This is a genomic window from Anaerotruncus rubiinfantis (assembly GCF_900078395.1).
GTDB classification, from domain to species: domain Bacteria; phylum Bacillota; class Clostridia; order Oscillospirales; family Ruminococcaceae; genus Anaerotruncus; species Anaerotruncus rubiinfantis.
Genome location: NZ_FKLA01000009.1, coordinates 1585437 through 1607756 on the forward strand (window position 1 = coordinate 1585437; position 22320 = coordinate 1607756).

Sequence of the window (22320 nt, forward strand, 5' to 3'; positions counted from 1 at the left end):
GAGGCGCGGCCGTCCGGCTGCAAGCCGTGCCGATTCCAGCACCGAAACGACCACCCCTTGAGCGCGTGCGATGAGCACGCCGGTCCGGCCCCGTTACCAGCCGTACGAGCGGCACGCCCTGTAAGGCGTGCAATTCGGGTGGAACCGTGGAGTTTTGACTTCATCCCGTTTTTGGCGGGATGGAGTTTTTTCATTTATTCCGGGAAAGATCAGGAATGAGAAAAGGAGCGATCACTATGTTAAAGATTACGTTGAAAGGCGGCGTCGTTAAGGAGTTCGAGCCGGGAACGACAATTGCCGAAGTGGCCAAAAGTCTTGGCGCGGGCCTTTATAAAGCCGCGTGCGCCGGCAAGGTGAACGGCGCGGTCTGCGACCTGCGTACTCCGCTCACCGCGGACTGCGACCTGCAGATCCTCACCTTTGACGACGCGGACGGAAAGCACGCTTTCTGGCATTCGGCCTCGCACCTGCTCGCGCAGGCGGTCATGCGCCTCTATCCCGACACCAAATACACCATCGGACCGGCGGTCGAGAACGGCTTCTATTATGACTTCGACGTCGAAAAGCCCTTCACCACCGAGGACCTTGCGAAGATCGAAAAAGAGATGGCTGCCATCGTCAAGACCGGCGAAGAGATCGAACGGTTCGAGCTCGATGTGCCCGCCGCAAAAGAACTGATGAAGGATCAGCCCTATAAGCTTGAACTGATTGACAAGCACGCCGCCGAAGGCGGGCCGATCAGCTTCTATAAGCAGGGTGATTTCACCGACCTGTGCGCTGGCCCGCACCTGCTTTCGGTTTCGCCGCTCAAGGCGATCAAGCTCATCCAGTGCACCGGCGCCTACTGGCACGGCGACAGCAGCCTGCCGATGCTCTGCCGTGTCTACGGCATCGCCTTCCCGAAGGCGAGCGAGCTGGACGCCTACCTCACCATGATGGAGGAAGCCAAAAAGCGCGACCACCGCAAACTCGGGCGCGAACTGGACCTCTTCGACATCTATGAGGAAGGCCCGGGCTTCCCGTTCTTCTTCCCGAAGGGCATGGTGCTTCGAAACCAGCTCGAAAGCTTCTGGCGCGTCGAGCACACGAAACGCGGCTACCAGGAGATCCGCACCCCGCTCATCCTCAACGAGGAGCTCTGGCATCGTTCCGGGCACTGGGATCACTATAAGGATAACATGTATACCACCAAGATCGACGACAAGGATTACGCGATCAAGCCGATGAACTGCCCGGGCGGCATGCTCGTCTACAAGCGCCGGCTGAACTCCTACCGGGATCTGCCGCAGCGGATGGCGGAACTGGGCATCGTGCACAGGCATGAGCTCTCCGGCGCGCTGCACGGCCTCATGCGCGTGCGCTGCTTCACACAGGATGACGCGCATATCTTCATGACCCCGGAGCAGATCGAGGAGGAGATCCTGGGCGTCATGGAGCTGATTGACAGCTTCTATAAGGTGTTCGGCTTCGAATACGCGCTCGAGCTTTCCACCCGCCCGGAGGATTCGATGGGTTCGGACGAACAGTGGGAGATGGCGACGAACGCCCTCATCAAGGCGCTCGACAAAAACGGCAAGGAATACACTGTCAACGAGGGCGACGGCGCCTTCTACGGCCCGAAGATCGACTTCCACCTGCGCGATTCGATCGGGCGCACCTGGCAGTGCGGCACCATCCAGCTGGACTTCCAGATGCCGGAGCGCTTCGACTTGACCTACACCGGCAAGGACGGTGAAAAACATCGTCCGGTTATGATTCACCGGGTGGTATTCGGCAGCATCGAACGGTTCATCGGCATCCTGACCGAGCATTACGCGGGCGCGTTTCCGCTCTGGCTCGCGCCGGTTCAGGTAAAGGTCCTGCCGGTCACCGACGACCATATCGCCTATGCCGGAAAGGTCGCGGACGAACTGACCGCGGCGGGCCTGCGCGTCGAGATCGACAGCCGCAACGAAAAGGTCGGCTACCGCATCCGCGAGGCGCAGCTGCAGAAGATTCCATATATGCTGGTGCTCGGCGACAAGGAAGCTGAGGCAGGGGAAGTCGCCGCGCGTGACCGCCGCGACGGGAAAACCACAACCATGCCGTTCGGAGAATTCCTTGCAAAGGTGCAGAAGGAAATCGCGGACAAAGCAAACTGATTGGCAAAAGAAAGCCGAAGGCCGGCGCGGGAAACCCGCGCCGGCCTTTCTGCGGCTGGAGACCTTTATAAAGATGTACTGGAGGAGGCGGGAGCGGAGGCTTCTGGAGCGGGCTGCGCGTCCGGGGCGGAATCGGAGATTCGCAGCTCCAGATGCAGCCCCTCGCAGCCGCGCAGGACAAGTTTGTGCCTGCCGGGCGCGAGGGTCAGCGTCCGGTCGATGCCGGAGGAGCTGAGGTAGCCGATGCCGAACTCCTCGCCCCAGTCAATGAGCGTTTCGCCGCCTTCACCGGTGACGGTGAGCGCGACCGGCCCGACAAAGCCCGAACCGGAAAGCTCGCATTTGCCCAGGAGGCGGACCGTTTTTTTATCCGGCAGGTCGGTTTCAAGCATAATATACGGCTCAGTAAACGTGGTGAAGGTGCCGTCAAAGCTGCCGGTGAAGCTCTGGTTGTCAAGGCTTGCGTCCCCGTCGTAGGCGATCCCGGTTTTACCGTCGAGGAATTGCCCGCTTTCCGAGGCGCACGCGCAGAAGACAAGCAGCATGCAGGCTGTTGCTAAAAGGCGCGGGAACATTTTCATAATACATTTCCCCCTTATGATGCAAAACAGAATAACTTGCGTCCTTTTAAAGCAACGAGGGAGGGCTGGAAAATACTTCATTTCCGCCGGAAAAAATTGCTTATAATGGGACGAATCTGTAAACAATCTGGGAACAGGCTTGCCAGAATTGGCGTTAGCGGGTATAATAATACCCTGTAAACCATCTTTTTTGACGATAAACGACGAGCCGGCCGCTGTGCCAAAGGGTACAGGGCTGGGATTTTGCGGCATTTTGCCGGATAGGGCGCGGTTTGGCGCCAGAAGCAGCGAAAGGAGATGATGTGTTTGGCGAAAGACAAAAATTTACCGCCTGAGGACGGTCAACAGCTCGAAGAGCTGGACTGTCCGGAAGAAGAAACACAGGACTCCGAATCCGTTGAGGAGCAGTTTGCCGAGATCGCCGCGGACAGCGCGGTTCCGGACGAAACGATAGAACCCCAAAAAAGGGAAGGGGAACCCGCGCAGATAAAGGATTTGTTTGTGGAACCCGAGACGGAGGACACGGGGCAGTCACGGGGAGACGGGGAACCGCCGCCTGGGACTTCGCGGGACGGGCCCGCGCAGGATGAAAAGCCGCCGGGCCCGTCCAGGGCAGGCCTTCTTTTCCAGAAGGCGGTCGGGCGGCTCAAACAGTGGTATTTTATCCGGATGAACCTTCTTTACCGGTATTTCTATTTTGTGGGTGTGCAGTTTTTACGTTCGACTCGGACGCGGCGCCGGCATTTCAGCCAGCGCTTCCGCCGGATGGAAACAGCGGCGGCCCACTGGGCCCGGGTATCCAAACGTAAAGTCGTTTTATGGGTGCGCGGAGGTTGGCGCGATCTGACCGCCCCGCTGCGGGAGATGCGGACGCGCTGCCACGATTTCCGTATGGAGCTGCGCGGCGCGCGCAAATATGGTTCCTTCGGGAAGGTGGTGCAGGCCTGCACCCGGTTTTTACGGTATTTCCTTATAAAAATCTGTCGTGCTTTCCGGTTTTTGCTCAATTATATGCTGCCGGTGGCGGGATGTATTGCTTTGTTTGTGACGATCAACTATTTCAGCAACCTGACCCTTGCGCTGAAAGTTGTGTATAACGGTGAGGAAGTCGGCTACATCACCGACGAATCGGTCTTTACCCAGGCGGAGAACGCCATGAAGGAGCGTATGATCCTGGGAGACGTGCTGGTCACTGACCCGACCGAGGACACCTATGACGATGCGCAATTCATTGCGGACGCAGGATCAGAGGAAGACGAAAGCGAGCAGGCGAAGGCGCGGGAGGAACAGGAACGGGCGCGGGAGGCGGAAAAACAGCGCCAGGAAGTGGTGATTATCCCTCGGTTTGAGCTCACGGTGCTGACAGCTCCGGACAAGCTCACCGATGTGGACGACCTGACCGATGAACTGATCCGGGCAGCGGGGAAAAACTCGGACGACCCGAACAGCGTTTCGATTGAAGAGGCGGACGGCCTTTACATAGAGGACGAATATGTTGGGGCGGTCACCGACGGGACGCGGCTCTTGTTCGAGATGGACAACATGCTCAACCGTTACCGGGAGCCGGATATGTCGGACAACGCTGTGATCCAGTTTGTCAAAAAGGTGCAGGTCAAACGCGGCCTTTACCCGGCCAGCTCGATCCGGCCGCTCAAAGATATTCTTACGCTGCTGGGCAAAGAGGAACGCGGCAAGAAGATCTACACGGTGGTCAGCGGCGACGACCCGCTCAAGATCGCTGCGAAAAACGGAATCACCTTCGACGAACTCAAAAAACTCAATCCGGATGTCGACATCCGTCTGTTCCCGGGAGATGAGCTTCTGATTTCCCAGTCGGTGCCATACCTTGGAGTACAGGTCACCGAAACGGTGAAATATGAGGAGGTCATGGATTACCAGATCAAGCAGGAAGTCGATCCGGATATGGATATCGGCTATACCAGGGTCAAGCAGGAAGGCAAGGAAGGACTGCGCGAAGTAACGGCGGAGATCAAGATGATCGACGGGATCGAGGTCGAACGCAACATCATCGACCGCACCGTCATCGAACAGCCGGTCGAACGCATCCTGATTGTCGGCGGCAACCAGCCGCTCAAGTTCCTGCCGAAATCCTCCTCGGGTGATATCCCGTCCGGCGCGTTTATCTGGCCGGCCGACGGCGGCTATGTCAGCTGCGGATTCCTCGGCTATTACGGCCATACGGGCACCGACATCGCCGGAAGGATCGGCATGGGCGTGCGCGCGTCGGCCGCGGGCGTGGTGGTGGTTGCGAAGTATTCGGCTTACGGATACGGAAACTACATCATCATCGACCATGGGGCGGGCGTACAGACGCTTTACGCCCACAACAGCAAACTGCTTGTGTCGGTTGGGCAGCAGGTCGAACAGGGCGAGCTGATCGCGCTGATGGGCCGTACTGGCAATGCGAGCGGCCCGCACGTCCACTTTGAAGTGCGCGTGAATGGACAGTATAAAAATGCAATGAACTATCTTAGTTAATGGAAAGCGACCGCGCCGCGGGGAATACCCGCGGCGCGGCGTTTCTTTTTAAAATTCCTAGTAAAAATACAAAAATTGCTCTTTTAAAGCGCATGGTTCGGTGGTATAATAACCGCAGAACGGGCGCAGTTCGTTTCCCCCACGCGGAGCGTGTTGATTACATCGGGAGCGCAGGAGACGCCGTTTTGCGGCTTTCAAATCGCCCATTCGATTTGCCAGCGGGCTTATGATACCGGTTTATGGCCGGGAAGATGATTCCGCCGCGCTGGAGGGATGGCGCTCCGCCAAAAAAAGGGAAGGGATTTTTACAAAATAAGACTTTTCTTTTCCTTTTATATTTGGTATAATAATACGCGGATTTACTATTTGTAAAAAAACCGATTGCGGCAAAAAAATCCAAGACGGAATGCGGCGGTCGCGTTTTCTTTTTGCGTAGGGACATTTTACCCCAAAATATGCGGGAAAACCCGCTGCGGAGGTTTCATAGATTTGGAAAAATTTATTGTTGAGGGCGGCACCCGCCTTACGGGCGAAGTGACCATCAGCGGCGCGAAGAATGCCGCGGTTGCGATCATTCCGGCAACAGTTTTGGCACAGGGCAAATGTGTCATTGAGAATATTCCCAACATCTCGGACAGCGCGGTGCTGTTTAAAATCCTGCGTTCGATGGGGGCCGAAGTCCGGATGCTCGACCGCACCACTGTGGAAATTGACACCTCCTATATTGGGGAACCGGTCGTCCCGTATGAACTGGCACGTTTTTTGCGCGCCTCCTATTACATGCTCGGCGCGCTGCTTGGCCGGTGTAACCGCGCAAGCGTATCGATGCCGGGCGGATGCAACTTCGGCGTTCGTCCGATCGACCAGCATATGAAGGGCTTCGAGGCGCTTGGCGCATCCATTTCGATTGACAGCGGCATGATCAATGCAAACGCGGACATGCTGCTCGGCGCGCACATTTATTTTGATATGGTTTCGGTGGGCGCGACCATCAACGTCATGCTCGCGTCGGTCAAGGCGAAAGGGATCACCATCCTGGAAAACTGCGCGAAGGAGCCGCACATCGTCGATCTTGCGAACTTTTTAAACTCAATGGGCGCGGACATCCGCGGCGCGGGCACCGATGTCATCAAGATCCACGGCGTGGATATTCTGCATGGGACAACCTATTCGATCATCCCGGATCAGATTGAAGCGGGCACCTATATGGTGGCCGCGGCCGCGACCGGCGGAGACGTGCTGGTCAAAAACGTCATTCCCAAGCATATGGAGGCAATCACCGATAAGCTGGAAAAAGCCGGCGCGACGGTGATCGAATATGACGATTCCATCCGGGTCATGCGTGACACGGAGCTTTCCAAGGTGAATGTAAAGACACTGCCGCATCCCGGTTTTCCCACTGACATGCAGCCGCAGATGACGGCGCTGCTCTCAATCGCGCATGGCACGTCGATTGTGACCGAAGGGGTTTGGGACAACCGTTTCCGTTATGTGGACGAGCTGCGCCGGATGGGCGCGCAAATCCAGGTGGACGGCAAAGTCGCTGTGATAGAAGGCGTCCCGCAGCTGACCGGCGCGCCGGTCAGGGCGGTTGACCTCAGGGCGGGCGCGGCGGTGCTGATCGCGGCAATGACCGCGCGCGGCACGACCGAAATCGAAGATATCGAGCACATTGAGCGCGGCTATGAGGATATCGTGGAGAAATTGACGGCGCTTGGTGCAAACGTCCGCAAGGTCATCATTCCTGAAGGCAATCTCAAAGCGGCCCTGTAAGCAATCGGCGGGAACCTTCCCGGTGTGGAAGGTTCCTGTTTTCATATGCCAAAGGAGGATATCATGGCAAGGTTTTGTACGCTTTTTTCCGGTTCGAGTGGGAACAGCACCTGGATTGGCACCTCGGATTCGGCGGTGCTGGTCGACGCGGGACGCTCCTGCAAGCAGCTGCTTGGCGCGATGGCGGCGCGCGGGATTGACCCGAAATCGATCGGAGCGGTGCTGGTAACCCATGAGCACACCGACCATGTGAGCGGCTTAAGAGTGCTCCTCAAAAAGTTACAGGTTCCTCTTTATGCCTCTGCGGAGGTGCTGGACCGGCTGCGCTGGGAAGGCGTGCTTTCGCAGGAGCAGAAGACGGTTGCTGTGAACGGCGGCGACCGGTTCCCGGTCGGATCATTTGCGGTGGATGCGTTCGATACCCCGCATGACAGCGTGCACAGCCTTGGCTACCGTTTTGAGGCGCCGGACGGCCGCCGGATGGCGGTCTCAACCGACCTCGGCTACATAAGCGACAGCGTTCGGGAAAAGCTGCTGGGCTGCGATCTGGTGCTGCTCGAATCGAATTACGACCGCAGTATGCTTTCGGTATCGGCCTACCCGTATTACCTGAAAAGGCGGATCGCGTCGAATATCGGGCACCTTTCGAATGAGGATTGCGCTGCGGAGCTGATCCCGCTGGTGCGCAACGGAAGCACCCGGTTCATTCTGGGGCATCTTTCGCAGAATAACAACATGCCCGAAATTGCCCGGCAGACCGCGATGGCGGCGTTCGCAGCGGCCGGGATGCGCGAGGGGATCGATTTTTCGCTGCAGGTTGCGCCCCGGAGCGAACCGTCGGAAATGGTGATTTTATGATTTCAGTCGATATCGTCGCGGTCGGAAAGCTCAAGGAAACCTGGATGCGGGAAGGGTGCGCCGAATATCTCAAACGCATGCGCCTGTGGGGCAGTGTCTCGATCACCGAGGTGGAGGAATTCCGCCTGCCGGACGATCCGTCCCCCGCACAAATTGCGGCCTGTATCGAAAAGGAAGGGGAGCGGATTCTTCAGAAACTGCCGAAGGGCGCGGCGCTTGTCGCCATGTGTATCGAAGGCAGACAGCTTTCCTCCGAGGGGCTCGCGCAATTTTTTGAAAAAACGGCGAACAGCGGGACAAGCACGGCCGCGTTCGTGATCGGGGGCTCCTATGGCCTCTCCGAAGCGGTGAAGCAGCGGGCTGCGCTGCGGCTCTCGATGTCCCCGATGACCTTTCCGCATCAGCTCGCGCGGGTGATGCTCTGCGAGCAGGTTTACCGGGCGTTTTCGATCAACGCGCACGCGAAATATCACAAATAAAAAAGCAGCCGCATGCGGCTGCTTTTTTTGCGCTGCGCGCTCAGATTTCGTAATCCGCGATGTCGCGTTCGGTGATCACCTTGCGGATGAATTCCCGGGCTTTGAGATGTTCCGGGTGCTGTTCGTAAACGGCGAGCGCCTCCCGTGTGGCAAATTCGCTGTAGAGTGCGAGGTCGAACCCCTTGGGGTTAAAAGTACGGCTGACCTCCAGCTTTAGAAGGCCGTCGATTTTTCCAACGAGCGCTTCAAGCGATTCCTTGATGCGCGCCGCATTGTCGTCGCGGGAGCTGCCTTCAGCGACCTCCTCAAGTTTCCATAGGACGATATGTTTTACCATGCCGGTTCCCTCCATCCCTTTCTGTACCAACATCCTAACACAAAGAGTATGGCGGTGCAAGGTCCGCTTATGCCGATTTAACGGCTTTTCACGGAATCTTTACGCCGGACGGGATCTACCGGCCCCAGTATTTGCGGTCGAGGCTGCGGTATTGCACGGCCTCGGAAATGTGGATGGAATCGATGCATTCGCTTCCGGCAAGGTCGGCGATGGTGCGCGCCACCTTGAGAATGCGGTCATAAGCGCGTCCGGAAAGGCCGAGCTTTTGGAACACGCCGCTGAAGAGTTTTTCAGCGGCGGGCGTGAGCGGGCAAGCCTGCTGGAGCATGGCGGGCGGGATAGCGGCGTTGCAGTGGACGCTGGAGCCCGCGAAGCGCTTTTGCTGGACGGCACGGGCGTCCTGCACCCGCGCCTTGACTGCGGCGGAGGATTCCTCCTTGCCCGCTGCGGAGATCTGCTCATAATTGACCGGCAGTACCTCAACGTGCAGGTCGATCCGGTCAAGCAGCGGGCCGGAGACCTTGCCGAGGTAACCGGTGATTTTTGCTTCGGAACAGATACATTCCCTGGTGGGATGCCCAAAGTAACCGCATGGACAGGGATTCATCGCGGCGACCAGCATGAAGCGGCTGGGATATGAAAGCCGCGCGTTGACCCGCGAGATGGTGAGCGCGCCGTCCTCCAGCGGCTGGCGCAGCGCCTCCATCGCCTGACGGTTGAATTCCGGCAGCTCGTCCAAAAAGAGCACGCCATTATGCGCAAGCGAAATTTCACCTGGCCGTGGGACGCTGCCGCCGCCGCAGAGCCCCGCGGCGGAAACGGTGTGGTGCGGGGCGCGAAACGGCCGGACATTGATGAGCGGCGCGTTTGCGGGCAACTGCCCGCAGGCAGAATAGATCTTGGTGGTTTCAACCGCTTCTTCCCGGCTCATCTCCGGCAGGATCGAAGGCAGGCGTTTGGCAAGCATGCTCTTGCCGGTGCCGGGCGCGCCGATCAGCAGGACGTTGTGTCCGCCCGCAGCCGCGATTTCGAGCGCGCGTTTGGCGACCTGCTGGCCTTTGACATCGCAGAAGTCAGGCAGCGGCGGTTGCGGGATCGCTTCAAACGGGACGGCTTTGGCGGCTTCCAGCCCGCCGTCCCCGCGCAGAAAAGCGACCAGTTCCCCAACGCTGCGCACCGCGTAAACTGCGAGATCCTGGACTGCGCAAGCCTCGGCCGCGTTCTGCCAGGGGATAAAGACGCGCCGGACGCCCTGCTTTGCCGCGCCGAGCAGCATCGGCAGAACACCGTTTACACGGCGCAGCTCGCCGGACAGCGAAAGCTCTCCCAGAAATGCGTCCGACCGGCCCACAGGGGGAAGCGTGCCCTGTGCGCAGAGCAGGCCGATGAAGACCGGCAGATCGTAAAGCGAACCCGCCTTTTTCACATCGGCGGGAGCGAGATTCACGACGATGCGCCCATCGGGAAAAGGGAACCCGCAGTTTGAAAAGACCGAACGCACCCGTTCGCGGGATTCACGCACTGCTGCGTCGGGCAGCCCGACGATATCAAAGGCGGGCATCTGGCGGGCGACGTTCACCTCAACGGTGACGGAGAAAGGTTCGATCCCCATAAGCCCCAGGCTTTGGATGGTTGCAAGCATCGAGTGTCATCCTTTCAAACTGGTTGATACTCTTATCATACTACAGATTTTACCAAATGGAAATTGTCTTTTAGGGCCAGTCTCAGCCGAGCATGTGCTCAATGAAAATTTTGAGCCCGATCCCCACCAGGATGATTCCGCCAAAGATCTCCGCCCGGGTGCCAAGCAGCAGCCCAAACCGTTTGCCGAGCACCGCGCCGACGAGGCAGCAGGAGAAGGTGACCACCCCGATGAATCCGGCGGCCAGCAGGATGTTCACCTGCATGACCGCAAAACTGATGCCGACCGCGAGCGCGTCGATACTGGTGGCGACCGCCTGTAAAAGCAAGGTGCGCCCATCGAACGAGCGGGAGGGATCGCAGGCTTCCGGGTTTCGCAGGTCCTGGATGCCGTCAAAGACCATCTTGCCGCCGATGAAACCGAGCAGGATGAGCGCGATCCAGTGGTCGAGCGAACTGATCGCGTCACTGAAAGTGCGCCCGGCAAAGAAGCCGGCGATCGGCATGAGCATTTGGAACAGCCCGAACGCGAACGAGGAGGCGACCGCCTGCCTGCGGTGGAAATTGCGGTAACACATTCCGTTTGAAATCGAGACGGCAAATGCGTCCATTGAAAGCCCGAGGGCCAGCAGAAACAGCGTGATGGTTCCCATGTTTTCATAACCCCTTTGTATTTACACAAAATAAAAGGCCCATAGACAGCCGAAGCCGTCCATGAGTCTTGTTCTTTCAGGCAGGCCAGGCCCAGTACGGGCCATTATGTTGACCAGCCACGCGGAAAACCGCGCAAACTACTCCCCCATGCGGAAAATGTTACCTCAGTATAACATGAAAGCACGTCAAATGCAAGCGGGAAATAAGCGCTGCGCGGCGGGAATCCCCGAAATTCGATTGACATTAAATGGGACAAACAGTATCATAGTATTTAATGAATCGCCATTCTGAATCTGAGTATGGAGGACAGAATTTATGAACCATATGGACTTATACAACCGCTGGCTTTCCCACCCGCTGGAGGACCCGGACCTGAAGCCCGACCTCGAGGCGATCAAAGGCAATGATGAGGAGATCTATGAACGCTTTTACCGCGATCTCGCGTTCGGTACGGCCGGCCTGCGCGGCGTGATCGGCGCGGGTACCAACCGCATGAATATCTATACCGTGCGCCGCGCGACCCAGGGGCTTGCGGAAATGCTCAAGGGACAAAATCCGGACCCGTCGGTTGCGGTGTCGTATGACAGCCGGATCAAATCCGACCTGTTTGCCCGCGAAACGGCGCGAGTGCTCGCCGCGAACGGGGTCAAGGTCTGGCTCTATCCCGAGCTGATGCCGGTGCCGGCGCTTTCGTTTGCGACGCGGGAGCTTCATTGCGACGCGGGCGTCATGGTGACAGCTTCCCATAACCCGGCAAAATATAACGGTTATAAGGTCTATGGCAGCGACGGCTGCCAGCTCACCGAAAAACATGCCGACGCGGTGCTCGCCATCATCAACGGGCTGGACCTCTTTGACGATGTGAAGACCACCGATTTTGATGCCGCGCTGAAAAACGGCATGATCCGGTATATCGGCGCGGACGTGGTGGACAAATTCATCGCGGCGGTGCTGTCCCAGCAGGTGAACCCCGGCGTCTGTGCGAAAGCAGGATTAAAGCTTGTCTATTCGCCGCTCAACGGTTCGGGCAACAAGCCGGTGCGCCGGGTGCTTTCCGAAATCGGCGCGGCGGATGTGACCGTCGTTCCGGAGCAGGAGCATCCGGACGGCAACTTTCCAACCTGCCCATTCCCGAACCCGGAGATCAAGGAGGCGCTCGCCAAAGGGCTGGAGCTCTCCCAAAAATGCGGCGCGGACCTGCTGCTTGCCACCGATCCGGACTGCGACCGCGTGGGCATCGCGGTGAAGGACGGCGTGGATTACCGGCTGCTGACGGGAAATCAGGTCGGCGCGCTGCTCTTCGATTATATCTGCCAGAACCGGACGGCGGGCGGCACCATGCCGGAGAACCCGATCGCGGTGACGACGATCGTTTCCACCAAGCTCACGAATGCGATTGGAAAAGCATACGGCGTGAAGGTCATCAATGTGCTGACCGGCTTCAAATATATCGGCGAACAGATTGCGATTGTCGAGGCCGAAGGACATCCGGAGCGGTTCATCTTTGGTTTTGAGGAGAGTTACGGCTATTTAGCGGGCACCCATGTGCGCGACAAGGACGCGGTGGTTGGTTCGATGCTGATCGTCGAGATGGCCTCGTGGTATAAGCAGAAGGGGATGTCGCTTGTCGACGCGCTTGACGCGCTGTATGAGAAGTACGGGCTCTATTGTGAGAGCGTCGCGAACTTCCAGTTCGAGGGTGCGCAGGGCATGAAGATCATGGACGGCATGATGAAAAAGCTGCGCGCGGACAAGGTGAGCAAGATCGCAGGGCGTCCGGTTGTGGATACGATCGACTATCTCGAATCGACCGAAACGACCGCCGAAGGCGTGCGGTCGGTGGAACTGCCGAAATCGAACGTGCTGGAATACCTGCTTGACAACGGCTGTACCGCGATCGTGCGCCCGTCCGGCACCGAACCGAAGATCAAGCTGTACCTGTCGGTGGTGGGGAAAGATATGGCGGAGATCGACGCGCGGGCCAGGGAAATTGGCGATGACGTGAAGAAACTCCTGGGTGTCTGATCCTTCAGTTTAAAAAAAATGGACAAATTTATGGATTTTTGAAAAAACACTTGCTTTTTGGGATAGCTTGTGCTAAAATTCAAATGTTACATTTATGGTATCTAGAGCCGATACCAGAAAGAGGTGAAACGAATGAAAGAGGGAATCCATCCGAAGTATGTGGACACCACCATCACCTGCGCGTGCGGTGAGGTCATCCATACTCGTTCGACAAAAGAGAACATCCACGTTGAAATTTGTTCCAAGTGCCATCCTTTCTTCACCGGCCGTCAGAAGCTGGTTGATACTGGTGGCCGTGTTGACCGCTTCAAAAAGCGTTTTGGCATGGACAAGTAAGTTCTTTTTGCTGAAAGGGCGCAGCCGTAAGCTTTTTACGGCTGCGTTTTTGCATATTGTCACATTGGAAAGGAAGTCGTCATATGGAAAAGAAATACCGTTTCTGGATGGGTCTGGCCTGCTTTATGACCGGCATTGTTCTGGGGTTTCTGCTTTCGCCGGTGAAAAACGGCGTCTCGATCGGAAACAACAGCTGCAATGAATATGGAAAGCTCTCCGGCGGGGAAGAGGAGCCTGCCGAAGAGGACGAGGATGCGATCGCGTTTTGAGGCGGATCGATTACACTATCCCGCCGGAATATGACGGACGCAAAGTGCTGCACTTTTTGCGCGGGAGCGCTGGCTGCTCCTATTCGTTGGTGCGGTCACTCAAAACTTTTGAGGACGGTATCCTTTTAAATGGCGTACGCACCCGCACAATCGACCGGGTGAAGGAGGGGGACCGCCTGACGATCACCCTGCACGAGAACCCAAAGGAAGCCCAACTTTTTGATTCGCCGGTCCCGGTTCTTTACGAGGACGACGATCTCATCGTTTTCGACAAGCCTGCCAAAATGGCCTGCCATCCTGCAAAATCGATGCAGCAGGGGACGCTGGCGAACGTATTCGCGGCGCACTGCGCCCGCATTGGCGCGGCGGCGCCCTGCCGGATTCTGAACCGGATGGACAAAGACACGACCGGTGCGGTGGTCATTGCGAAGAACGCTTTTGCGGCAGCCGCGTTGACCGGAAAAATCGACAAGACCTATCTCGCGGTCATCCCGGGCGTGATCTCGCCGCCGTCCGGTGTGGTCGACGCGCCGATCGGCCAACCCGACCGCACCGACCCGCGCCGCGCTGTCCTGCCGGACGGGAAGCCTGCCCGAACCGGTTACGAAACGGTTTTTGCGGGGGAATGGTTCAGCATTCTGCGGTGTACCCTCTATACCGGCCGTACCCACCAGATCCGGGTGCATATGGCACATTTGGGGCATCCGCTTTTGGGCGACACGCTCTATGAAGGAGACCTTTCCGAAATCGGGCGGCAGGCGCTGCACTGCGCGGCGGTTTCGTTTACACATCCGGTGACCGGAAAAGCGGTGCGGGTGGAGTCACCGCTTCCGAAAGATATGCAAAAGTTCGAGGGCCAGCCGGTGGAAAGCTGTTGAATATGTATAAAAAACCTCGATGATGAATATTTTTTCGTTTTTTTCCTTGCAAAGCGCAAAAATGAATGTATAATGATGAGGTAATATACATTACGCGTGACACCGTCACACATTATGGAGGAAAATAAAATGAAAAAAATTCTTGCAATTGTGCTTGCAATGGTTATGGTATTCTCATTTGCCGCCTGCGGCGGCAACAGCAGCACCCCGTCCTCTTCGGCCACTCCGGCATCTTCCGCGGCCGGTGATTCGTCCGCTCCCGCTGCGTCCACCCCTGCTGAAGGCGGCATCCAGAGCGTTGACGATCTCACGGGCAAGACCATCGGCGTCCAGCTCGGCACCACAGGCGACATCTATGCCGAGGATATTGAGGGCGCGACCATCGAACGTTACAACAAAGGCTTCGAGGCTGTCCAGGCGCTCCAGCAGGGCAAGATCGACGCGGTTATGATCGACGACCAGGTCGCGAAGGCGTTCGCCGAGCAGACCGACGGCATCAAAGTGCTTGAGGAGCCGTTCACTGTCGAGGAATATGCGATCTGCATCTCGAAGGACAAACCGGAATTGACCGAGAGCTTCAATAAGGCGATCGCCGAGCTCAAAGAGGACGGTACCCTGCAGAAGATCCTCGACTACTATATCGGCCAGGTTGACGGCGCCGAGCCCTACACCTCCCCGGAAGGCATCACCTATGACGGTCAGCTGGTCATGGCGACCAACGCGGAATTCCCGCCGTATGAATACCACGAAAGCGGTGCTGACGGCGACAAGATCGTTGGTGTTGACGCGGACTTTGCCCGTGCCATCTGCGACAAGCTCGGCAAGGAGCTGGTCATCGAAGATATGGCGTTTGATTCGATCATCACCGCTGTCCAGGGCGGCAAAGCTGATTTCGGCGCTGCCGGCATGACCGTCACCGAAGACCGCCTGAAGAACATCGACTTCACCGACAGTTACTGCACCGCTTCCCAGGTGGTCATTGTCAAAGAATAATCCCCAAACGGGTGCCGGGATAGGGGTTCTGTTAGCGGAACCCCTATTTCCCTATATCCGGCCTGTCTGCCGGGTGCGCGGCTGAATCGAATTTTGGAAAGGGTGTTATATTTGGCGGAGCTGCAGCTTAAGCTTGTGAATTGGCTTGCCATGATGCAGGAGAAGTTCATTGACAACTTTATCACCGACGACCGCTGGCGGTATATCACCGACGGCCTTGCCGTCACCCTGAAGGTCACCTTCTTTGCCGTGCTGCTCGGCGTTGTGCTCGGGTTCCTCCTCGCGATGATCCGCACGACCAACCAGAAAACCGGAAAGCTCAAATTTCTGAACCTGCTGGCCAAGCTTTACCTGACCGTCATCCGCGGCACACCGGTCGTGGTGCAGTTGCTTATTATCTATTTCGTCATCTTCGGTTCGGTCAAGATCGACAAGGTGCTGGTCGCGATCATCGCATTCGGCATCAACTCGGGCGCTTATGTGGCTGAGATCTTCCGCAGCGGCATCATGTCGGTTCCCGCGGGGCAGTTCGAGGCTGGGCGCAGCCTGGGCTTTAACTATAGCAAGACCATGTGGCTGATCATCATGCCGCAGGCGTTCAAGAACATCCTGCCGGCGCTCGGCAACGAGTTTATTGTCCTTTTGAAGGAGACTTCGGTCGCGGGCTATATCGCCCTGCAGGACTTGACCAAGGGCGGCGACATCATTCGCAGCCGCACCTACGAAGCGTTTATGCCGCTCATTGCGGTGGCGCTCATCTACCTGACGCTGGTGCTGGTGCTTTCCAACCTGGTGTCACGGCTTGAAAGGAGGCTGGCGCAGAGTGATCGAGGTTAAGAATCTGGAAAAAAGCTTTGGGGAAAACCATGTGCTCTGCGGCATCAACGAGCACATCAAAAAGGGCGAGAAGGTGGTCGTCATCGGGCCGTCCGGCTCGGGCAAATCGACCTTTCTGCGCTGCCTCAACCTGCTTGAAACGCCGACCGGCGGAGAAATCTGGTTCGAGGGCAAAAAGATCAACGACCCAAAGGCCGACATCAATAAGCTGCGGCAGAAGATGGGGATGGTTTTCCAGCAGTTCAATCTGTTTCCGCATCTGACCGTGCGCCGCAACATCACGCTCGCACCGGTTAAGCTTGGGCTCATGAGCCAGGCGGAAGCGGATAAACGCGCCGAGGAACTGCTTGCGCGCATCGGCCTTTCCGATAAGGCGGAAAGCTACCCGGCGCAGCTCTCAGGCGGGCAGCAGCAGCGGATCGCAATCGTGCGGGCGCTTGCGATGAACCCGGACGTGATGCTCTTCGACGAGCCGACCTCGGCGCTCGACCCGGAGATGGTCGGCGAGGTGCTCGAACTGATGAAGCAGCTCGCGCGGGAAGGGATGACAATGGTCGTGGTGACCCACGAAATGGGCTTTGCGCGCGAGGTCGCGACCCGGGTGATGTTCATTGACGAAGGGCAGATCATGGAGCAGAACACCCCGCGGGAATTCTTCGAAAACCCGCGGCATCCGAGGCTTAGGGATTTCCTGTCGAAAGTCTTATAATTGAATTCCCGGGGTGCACGCAGGTGCGCCCTTTTCGGGTTCTTTGGAGGAATATATGAACATACTGTTTTTTGGCGACGTTGTAGGGCAGGCGGGCTGTGACAAACTGCGCAAAGAGCTTCCCCGGCTCAAAAAGGAACATGGGGCGGGCATCGTGATTGCAAATGGCGAAAATTCCGCCGAGGGCAATGGGATCACGCCGCATAGCGCGCAGCACCTGTTTGACAGCGGCGTGGACGTCATCACAACCGGCAACCACAGCCTGCGCCGCCGTGAGATTTACGAGCTGCTCGACGAGAGAAAAGGCGTCATCCGGCCGGCCAACTACCATGCGGCGGCGCCTGGCAGCGGGATTTTCTTTTACGACAGCCCCGCTTTCCCGCTCTGTGTATTGAATCTCCAGGGCAGGGTTTACATGGACACTTACGGCAGCCCATTCTCCTGCGCGGACGCGCTTCTTGAAAAGGCGGACTGCCCGAATATCATCGTGGATTTCCACGCGGAAGCCACCGCCGAAAAGCTTGCGCTCGCGCACTACCTCGACGGACGGGTCTCGGCCGTGATCGGTACCCACACCCATGTACAGACCGCCGACGAACGGCTGCTGCCGAACGGGACCGCCTATATCACCGACGCGGGCATGTGCGGAGGGCGCAACTCGATTCTCGGCGTAGTGAAGGAAAAAGCGATCGAGAAGCTGCGCACCGGCCTGCCGACCCGCTTTTCGAACGACCCGGAGGCCATCGAACTGCACGGCGTGCTGCTCACCTTTTCCGGCAGGGACGGGAAGGTTACGGAGATCAAACGGATCGCGGTAAAAGCGGAATAAAATGAAATGGGAAGGGCCGCGTAAAAGCGGCCCTTTTTGCGTTTGTTTACAAATGTCACATTGAAATAAAGTGCAAAACAGGATATAATATTAAAATATATGATACCGATTTAGATGAAACCCTATTGACTGGGAGAACAGGATGAAACAAAAGCTTTGCATAGTTGCGCTTGCGCTGTCGGTGCTGTTGGCCGGATGTTCCGGCATGGAGGTCACCGATCAACAGTTCGGCCTGCCGAACCAGCCGGCGGAAAACGAGCCGGTGCAGGAAAAACCCGTGCCGGAGCCTGTGAGCACAGTGAACCTTGCCTACAGCGTGAACGATACGCTCAATCCATATACCATGACCACCAAGCTCAACCGGGAACTGGTTCCGCTTTTATATGACAGTCTGACCCGGCCGGATAAGAGCTTTCAGCCGGAATACCAGCTTGCGACTGAGATCATCATGCAGGAGAAGGCCTGCACCGTCAAATTTCGGCGCAACGCACAGTTTTCCGACGGTACGCTGCTCACCGGGGAGGATATTACCTATTCGATCCAGACGGCGCTTACAACCGACACCAACTGGAGAACAATGCTCCAAAACATCGCAAACTATACGGTCAACACGGACGGAGATGTTGTGATCCAGCTCTATCAGGAGGATGCGAACTTCCCGGCGCTGCTCACCTTCCCGATCATCAAGAAGGGTACCGCCGGCGCGGACTACCCAACCGGCGTCAGTAAATTTTACGTTTCGGGAACCTGGGGCAACACCGGTGTGGTGCTCACGGCGAACCCCATCTATTACGGCGACACCGGCAGCATCGAGACGGTCATGCTGGCGAACGCTTCCGATCCGGACGCGCTGGCCTTCAACCTGAAGTCCGGCGATATCGACCTTGTCTATTCTGATCTGTCGAGTCCGGAGCTTGCCAACATGTCTGCGTCCAGCGTGCCGGTTTCGCTCTGCAACCTGGTTTATCTGGGCATCAACGGCAGCTACGGATGGCTTGCGCGGGCGGAGTTCCGGCAGGCGATCAGCCTTGCTGTCAACCGGGACGAGATTGTCTCAAAGGCGTACGTTTCCCGCGCGCGCGCGACCCGATATCCGTTTCATCCTGAATTTTACCGGATGAACGCGATGGAGCTCTCGACGCCGCGCAGTCTGACCCAAGCGGACGCGCTGCTGGACGGAATCGGGCTTTCCAGCCGGGATGACAACCGGATGCGGCTCGTAAACGGGCGGCCGCTCACCCTGCGGCTTTTGGTCAACAGTGAAAACGCCTACCGCAACGCGGCTGCGACGCTGGTCACCGAACAGCTCGCGCAGATCGGCATCAAGGTGGAGGTGGTTTCACAGGCGTTTTCCCAGTATCAGCAGACATTGCAGAACGGGGACTACGACCTCTATCTGGGAGAGACGCGGCTCATGTACAACATGGACATCGCGCCGCTGCTGGCGGGCGGGGCGCTCGGATATTTTACGGCCTACAGCGAGGAGCTTTCCGACAGCTACCGCGCCTACCGCGCGACCGGAGCGGGGATCGAATCGTTCTGCGAGCTGTTTCTCGCCCAGTCGCCGTTTGTGCCGCTGGTGTTTCGGCAGGGGTCGGTTTCCCATAATCGGGAATTCCGGGCGGAAATAGTTGCAACCGAGCAGGATATTTTCTATAATATAGTGGAATGGTAATATTTGCGAATCGGCGAAAGCACGAAAGATAGAAGGAGGACGAGATCGTGATCAGTATCGAGAACCAATACGGCACCATTGAGATATCTCAGGAGTATTTTTCCAACCTTGTGGGTAAGGCCGTGTCCGAATGCTTCGGCGTAGCGGGCATGGTGAGCTCCCCGGCGCAAGGGCTGCGCGCGGCGATTGCGGGCAAGGATACCCCGGATAAAGGCGTGCGGGTGCGCGCGGCCGGGGATGGGCTTGTGATCGACCTGCACATTGTGGTCACCTATGGGATGAACATCTCGGTGATTGTCAAAAGCATTGTGAACAAGGTTCGTTACACAGTGGAGCAGGCGACCAATCTGGATGTCGCGAAAGTGAATGTCTTTGTCGACTCGATGAAGACGGAAAACGCATAAACTGCCTGTGCGCTTCAAACAATTCTGATGCAGTCATAACTGTGAATATGGGGGTCAAACAATCGTGATTACAGGAGAAATGCTCCGGGATGCGTTTATCTCGGGCGCAAACAACATTACCAACCACCGCCAGCAGGTGGACGCGCTCAACGTATTCCCTGTCCCGGATGGAGATACGGGGACCAATATGTCGATGTCCGCGTCGGCTGCGAAACGGGAACTGACAAGGGTGCCGGACGGCGCGCCGGTTTCCCAGGTGGCGGATACTTGTGCAGGGGCGCTTCTGCGCGGCGCGCGCGGCAACTCCGGTGTTATCCTGTCGCTTCTGTTCCGGGGATTTTCCCGCGGGCTCAAAAACCAGGAGCAGGCGGACGCGGAGCATCTGGTGCAGGCGCTTGAGAAGGGCGTGGATTCTGCTTACAAAGCGGTCATGAAGCCGACCGAGGGCACCATCCTGACGGTGGCGCGGCTGGCTTCGGTCGCGGCGCGCGAGGCGCTCACCCCGGAAATCTCCACCGCCCAAATGTGGGATGTAATCCTCACGGCTGGCAGGGAAGCATTGGCCAAGACCCCCGAAATGCTTCCAGTGCTGAAAAAAGCCGGCGTCGTGGACGCGGGCGGGCAGGGGCTGATTGTGATCTTTGAAGGTATGGCATCGGTCTTTTCCGGCGGCGGAATCCTCCCGCTCGCCGAGGAGAAAAAGGAAGAATACGATTCCATTCGCCCGGACCGCAACGCGGCAGGTGAATACGAAGGGGAAATCACCTTCACTTACTGCACCGAATTCATTATCCTCAAGCGCGAGAAGGACGCTGATCCGCAGCAGCTGCGCGGTTACTTGGAAACGATTGGCGACTGTGTGGTGGTTGTCGACGATGACGAGATCATCAAGATCCATGTGCACACCGATAATCCCGGCAACGCGCTGCAGAAGGCGCTGGAATTTGGCCAGCTCACCAACATCAAGATCGAAAACATGCGCGAGCAGTTTGAAAAGCAGAAGGCGAGCATCGTCGAACCGGTGTCCGATCAGGGTTTTGCATATGCGGCGGTCGACCCTTCGCGGGAGTATGGCTTTGTGGCGGTCGCGGCGGGCGACGGCGTGAAGCAGCTGTTCCTCGACCTGGGTGTGGACAATGTCGTGTCCGGCGGCCAGACGATGAACCCCTCGACCGACGATATCCTTTCGGCAGTGCACGCGACTCCGGCAAAGACAGTGTTTGTGCTGCCCAACAATAAAAACATCATCATGGCGGCAGAGCAATCGGTCAAGCTGGCCGACCGCAACGTGGTGGTTTTGCAGACTCGGACCATTCCGCAGGGACTCTCAGCGATGCTGGCCTTCGACCATGAGGCCGACACCACCGAGAACCAGCTTGCCATGCAGAAAGCATACGAACGGGTCGGAACCGGACAGGTCACTTTCGCGGCGCGCGACAGCGATTTTGATGGGCATAAGATCAAGGAAGGCGAGCTGCTCGCTTTGGAAAACGGCAAGCTTTCCTTCACCGAGCATGACCTGACCAAAGCGGTGCTGCGGCTGGTCAAAGGGCTTGTACGCAAGGACTCGAGCTTTGTGACGATCCTTTACGGCGCTGATATCTCGGAAGAGCTGGCGCAGACGGTCTACGAAGCGGTTTCCGCCAAGATGCCGGAGGATGTGGAGGTTGCGCTGATTAACGGCGGCCAGCCGGTTTATTATTTCATCATCTCGGTTGAGTGACAGAAAGGAACAGCATGCAAAAAAATTTGCTGCGCCGGCTGGCGCTGATTGTGGCGTTCGCGCTGCTGACCGCCGCAGGCGCACAGGCCTTCCGGCGGATTGGAGCGTCCCCGATCCCGGTGTCGCTCGGTCTGCTGGCGGTATTTTTCACCGGCGCGGCGCTTCCAAAAAAGGATGCGCTCTTCTCGCAGGTGCTGTACCTGCTTTTAGTGATTGCGGGCCTGCCGTTTTACAGCGGCTTTTTGGGCGGGATGCAGGTAGTCACCGCGATGACGGGCGGCTTTGTGATCGCCTATCCGCTGGTCGCGGTGATCGTTTCGCTTTCGGTGGAACGGTTCGGTCGGGGCTTTTGGCAGTACCTTTTTGCAATGGCCGGATCGCTGCTGGCTTATTTTGCACTCGGGTTTGGGCAGCTGCTGGCGGTGAGTGGAATGGGCATTCCCGCGGCGTTTTCGATGGCGGTTAAACCCTTTTTGCTGCCGGATCTTTGTATTGCGCTTGCGGGCGCGGCAATCTGCTGGATTGTCCGGAAGGCTGCTTCGAAGATGGGAAAATCCCATTGACAAGCGGGCGGATCGCGTATATACTATCAACGTATGGCCAAGACGGGGAGAACCGTCGGTATTTCCCATGAAACAGAGAGGCGGGACGCAGGCTGGAAGCCCGCCGGGAAAACGAT

General features: G+C 57.6%; 21 protein-coding genes and 1 pseudogene. 18 read left to right on the forward strand and 4 right to left on the reverse strand.

Annotated elements, in window-relative coordinates:
* The first annotated feature begins 236 nt into the window (after positions 1-236).
* Positions 237-2141 (forward strand): threonine--tRNA ligase, encoded by a 1905-nt coding sequence (gene thrS / locus BN4275_RS13080; protein WP_066459018.1) that lies wholly within the window; start codon positions 237-239, stop codon positions 2139-2141.
* Between the two features lie 65 nt (positions 2142-2206).
* Here the strand turns inward: thrS and BN4275_RS13085 are convergent, their stop codons facing one another.
* Positions 2207-2722, reverse strand: a complete 516-nt coding sequence (locus BN4275_RS13085; RefSeq protein WP_066459020.1) for a hypothetical protein — start codon at positions 2720-2722, stop codon at positions 2207-2209.
* Positions 2723-4291: 1569 nt separating this feature from the next.
* Here BN4275_RS13085 and BN4275_RS17915 point away from each other — a divergent pair.
* From BN4275_RS17915 to rlmH, 5 genes and pseudogenes are all read left to right on the forward strand, one after another.
* A pseudogene (locus BN4275_RS17915) lies at positions 4292-4789 on the forward strand (G5 domain-containing protein); the annotation flags it as partial.
* Positions 4790-4792: 3 nt separating this feature from the next.
* Positions 4793-5221 (forward strand): M23 family metallopeptidase, encoded by a 429-nt coding sequence (locus tag BN4275_RS17920; RefSeq protein ID WP_423230147.1) that lies wholly within the window; start codon positions 4793-4795, stop codon positions 5219-5221.
* A gap of 489 nt (positions 5222-5710) precedes the next feature.
* On the forward strand, positions 5711-6994 hold the full coding sequence (locus BN4275_RS13100; RefSeq protein ID WP_066459030.1) for a UDP-N-acetylglucosamine 1-carboxyvinyltransferase: 1284 nt from the start codon (positions 5711-5713) through the stop codon (positions 6992-6994).
* Positions 6995-7057: 63 nt separating this feature from the next.
* Positions 7058-7852 carry an MBL fold metallo-hydrolase gene (locus BN4275_RS13105; protein ID WP_066459031.1) on the forward strand — a complete coding sequence of 265 codons (795 nt, stop codon included), beginning with the start codon at positions 7058-7060 and terminating at the stop codon, positions 7850-7852.
* The gene (rlmH, locus tag BN4275_RS13110; protein ID WP_066459032.1) at positions 7849-8331 is read left to right on the forward strand and encodes a 23S rRNA (pseudouridine(1915)-N(3))-methyltransferase RlmH; all 483 of its coding nucleotides are present in this window, start codon (positions 7849-7851) and stop codon (positions 8329-8331) included. The genes BN4275_RS13105 and rlmH overlap by 4 nt, the downstream gene beginning before the upstream one ends.
* Before the next feature lie 40 nt (positions 8332-8371).
* Here the strand turns inward: rlmH and BN4275_RS13115 are convergent, their stop codons facing one another.
* From BN4275_RS13115 to BN4275_RS13125, 3 genes are all read right to left on the reverse strand, one after another.
* The gene (locus BN4275_RS13115) at positions 8372-8668 is read right to left on the reverse strand and encodes a Dabb family protein (protein WP_066459037.1); all 297 of its coding nucleotides are present in this window, start codon (positions 8666-8668) and stop codon (positions 8372-8374) included.
* Positions 8669-8783: 115 nt separating this feature from the next.
* Complete coding sequence (locus BN4275_RS13120; protein WP_066459039.1) at positions 8784-10310, reverse strand: YifB family Mg chelatase-like AAA ATPase; 1527 nt, start codon at positions 10308-10310, stop codon at positions 8784-8786.
* 82 nt (positions 10311-10392) lie between these two features.
* Positions 10393-10962, reverse strand: coding sequence for a manganese efflux pump MntP (locus BN4275_RS13125; RefSeq protein WP_066459041.1), 570 nt, complete (start codon positions 10960-10962; stop codon positions 10393-10395).
* A 316-nt stretch (positions 10963-11278) separates the two neighbouring features.
* Here BN4275_RS13125 and BN4275_RS13130 point away from each other — a divergent pair, with 316 nt between their 5' ends.
* The 12 genes from BN4275_RS13130 (at position 11279) to BN4275_RS13185 (ending at position 22204) form a co-directional block, all read left to right on the forward strand.
* Positions 11279-12988 carry a phospho-sugar mutase gene (locus tag BN4275_RS13130; RefSeq protein ID WP_066459044.1) on the forward strand — a complete coding sequence of 570 codons (1710 nt, stop codon included), beginning with the start codon at positions 11279-11281 and terminating at the stop codon, positions 12986-12988.
* 132 nt (positions 12989-13120) lie between these two features.
* On the forward strand, positions 13121-13324 hold the full coding sequence (rpmE, locus tag BN4275_RS13135) for a 50S ribosomal protein L31 (protein ID WP_066459046.1): 204 nt from the start codon (positions 13121-13123) through the stop codon (positions 13322-13324).
* An 83-nt stretch (positions 13325-13407) separates the two neighbouring features.
* Positions 13408-13593 carry a hypothetical protein gene (locus BN4275_RS13140; protein WP_066459052.1) on the forward strand — a complete coding sequence of 62 codons (186 nt, stop codon included), beginning with the start codon at positions 13408-13410 and terminating at the stop codon, positions 13591-13593.
* Positions 13590-14471, forward strand: a complete 882-nt coding sequence (locus BN4275_RS13145) for an RluA family pseudouridine synthase (protein ID WP_066459054.1) — start codon at positions 13590-13592, stop codon at positions 14469-14471. The genes BN4275_RS13140 and BN4275_RS13145 overlap by 4 nt, the downstream gene beginning before the upstream one ends.
* Positions 14472-14600: 129 nt before the next feature.
* Positions 14601-15464 (forward strand): transporter substrate-binding domain-containing protein, encoded by an 864-nt coding sequence (locus BN4275_RS13150; protein WP_066459056.1) that lies wholly within the window; start codon positions 14601-14603, stop codon positions 15462-15464.
* A gap of 153 nt (positions 15465-15617) precedes the next feature.
* Positions 15618-16301 (forward strand): amino acid ABC transporter permease, encoded by a 684-nt coding sequence (locus tag BN4275_RS13155; RefSeq protein ID WP_341423466.1) that lies wholly within the window; start codon positions 15618-15620, stop codon positions 16299-16301.
* Positions 16288-17010 (forward strand): amino acid ABC transporter ATP-binding protein, encoded by a 723-nt coding sequence (locus BN4275_RS13160; protein ID WP_066459059.1) that lies wholly within the window; start codon positions 16288-16290, stop codon positions 17008-17010. The genes BN4275_RS13155 and BN4275_RS13160 overlap by 14 nt, the downstream gene beginning before the upstream one ends.
* 55 nt (positions 17011-17065) lie before the next feature.
* Positions 17066-17839, forward strand: coding sequence for a TIGR00282 family metallophosphoesterase (locus BN4275_RS13165; protein ID WP_066459061.1), 774 nt, complete (start codon positions 17066-17068; stop codon positions 17837-17839).
* A gap of 142 nt (positions 17840-17981) precedes the next feature.
* Positions 17982-19514 (forward strand): ABC transporter substrate-binding protein, encoded by a 1533-nt coding sequence (locus tag BN4275_RS13170; protein WP_066459064.1) that lies wholly within the window; start codon positions 17982-17984, stop codon positions 19512-19514.
* A gap of 47 nt (positions 19515-19561) precedes the next feature.
* Positions 19562-19918: an Asp23/Gls24 family envelope stress response protein gene (locus BN4275_RS13175; protein ID WP_066459065.1), complete on the forward strand. Its 357-nt coding sequence runs from the start codon at positions 19562-19564 to the stop codon at positions 19916-19918.
* A gap of 64 nt (positions 19919-19982) precedes the next feature.
* Positions 19983-21641 (forward strand): DAK2 domain-containing protein, encoded by a 1659-nt coding sequence (locus BN4275_RS13180; RefSeq protein ID WP_066459066.1) that lies wholly within the window; start codon positions 19983-19985, stop codon positions 21639-21641.
* 14 nt (positions 21642-21655) lie between these two features.
* Positions 21656-22204, forward strand: a complete 549-nt coding sequence (locus tag BN4275_RS13185; RefSeq protein ID WP_066459067.1) for a biotin transporter BioY — start codon at positions 21656-21658, stop codon at positions 22202-22204.
* Positions 22205-22320: the final 116 nt, after the last annotated feature.

Excerpts from the sequence above, each read along its gene's own strand:
- BN4275_RS13115 (WP_066459037.1), bottom strand. The coding sequence starts at position 8,668 with ATGGTAAAACATATCGTCCTATGGAAACTTGAGGAGGTCGCTGAAGGC.
- BN4275_RS13085 (WP_066459020.1), bottom strand. The coding sequence starts at position 2,722 with ATGAAAATGTTCCCGCGCCTTTTAGCAACAGCCTGCATGCTGCTTGTC.
- BN4275_RS13120 (WP_066459039.1), bottom strand. The coding sequence starts at position 10,310 with ATGCTTGCAACCATCCAAAGCCTGGGGCTTATGGGGATCGAACCTTTC.
- BN4275_RS13140 (WP_066459052.1), top strand. The coding sequence starts at position 13,408 with ATGGAAAAGAAATACCGTTTCTGGATGGGTCTGGCCTGCTTTATGACC.
- BN4275_RS13185 (WP_066459067.1), top strand. The coding sequence starts at position 21,656 with ATGCAAAAAAATTTGCTGCGCCGGCTGGCGCTGATTGTGGCGTTCGCG.
- BN4275_RS13170 (WP_066459064.1), top strand. The coding sequence starts at position 17,982 with ATGAAACAAAAGCTTTGCATAGTTGCGCTTGCGCTGTCGGTGCTGTTG.
- rpmE (WP_066459046.1), top strand. The coding sequence starts at position 13,121 with ATGAAAGAGGGAATCCATCCGAAGTATGTGGACACCACCATCACCTGC.
- rlmH (WP_066459032.1), top strand. The coding sequence starts at position 7,849 with ATGATTTCAGTCGATATCGTCGCGGTCGGAAAGCTCAAGGAAACCTGG.
- BN4275_RS13150 (WP_066459056.1), top strand. The coding sequence starts at position 14,601 with ATGAAAAAAATTCTTGCAATTGTGCTTGCAATGGTTATGGTATTCTCA.
- BN4275_RS13130 (WP_066459044.1), top strand. The coding sequence starts at position 11,279 with ATGAACCATATGGACTTATACAACCGCTGGCTTTCCCACCCGCTGGAG.
- thrS (WP_066459018.1), top strand. The coding sequence starts at position 237 with ATGTTAAAGATTACGTTGAAAGGCGGCGTCGTTAAGGAGTTCGAGCCG.
- BN4275_RS13165 (WP_066459061.1), top strand. The coding sequence starts at position 17,066 with ATGAACATACTGTTTTTTGGCGACGTTGTAGGGCAGGCGGGCTGTGAC.
- BN4275_RS13105 (WP_066459031.1), top strand. The coding sequence starts at position 7,058 with ATGGCAAGGTTTTGTACGCTTTTTTCCGGTTCGAGTGGGAACAGCACC.
- BN4275_RS13125 (WP_066459041.1), bottom strand. The coding sequence starts at position 10,962 with ATGGGAACCATCACGCTGTTTCTGCTGGCCCTCGGGCTTTCAATGGAC.
- BN4275_RS13155 (WP_341423466.1), top strand. The coding sequence starts at position 15,618 with ATGCAGGAGAAGTTCATTGACAACTTTATCACCGACGACCGCTGGCGG.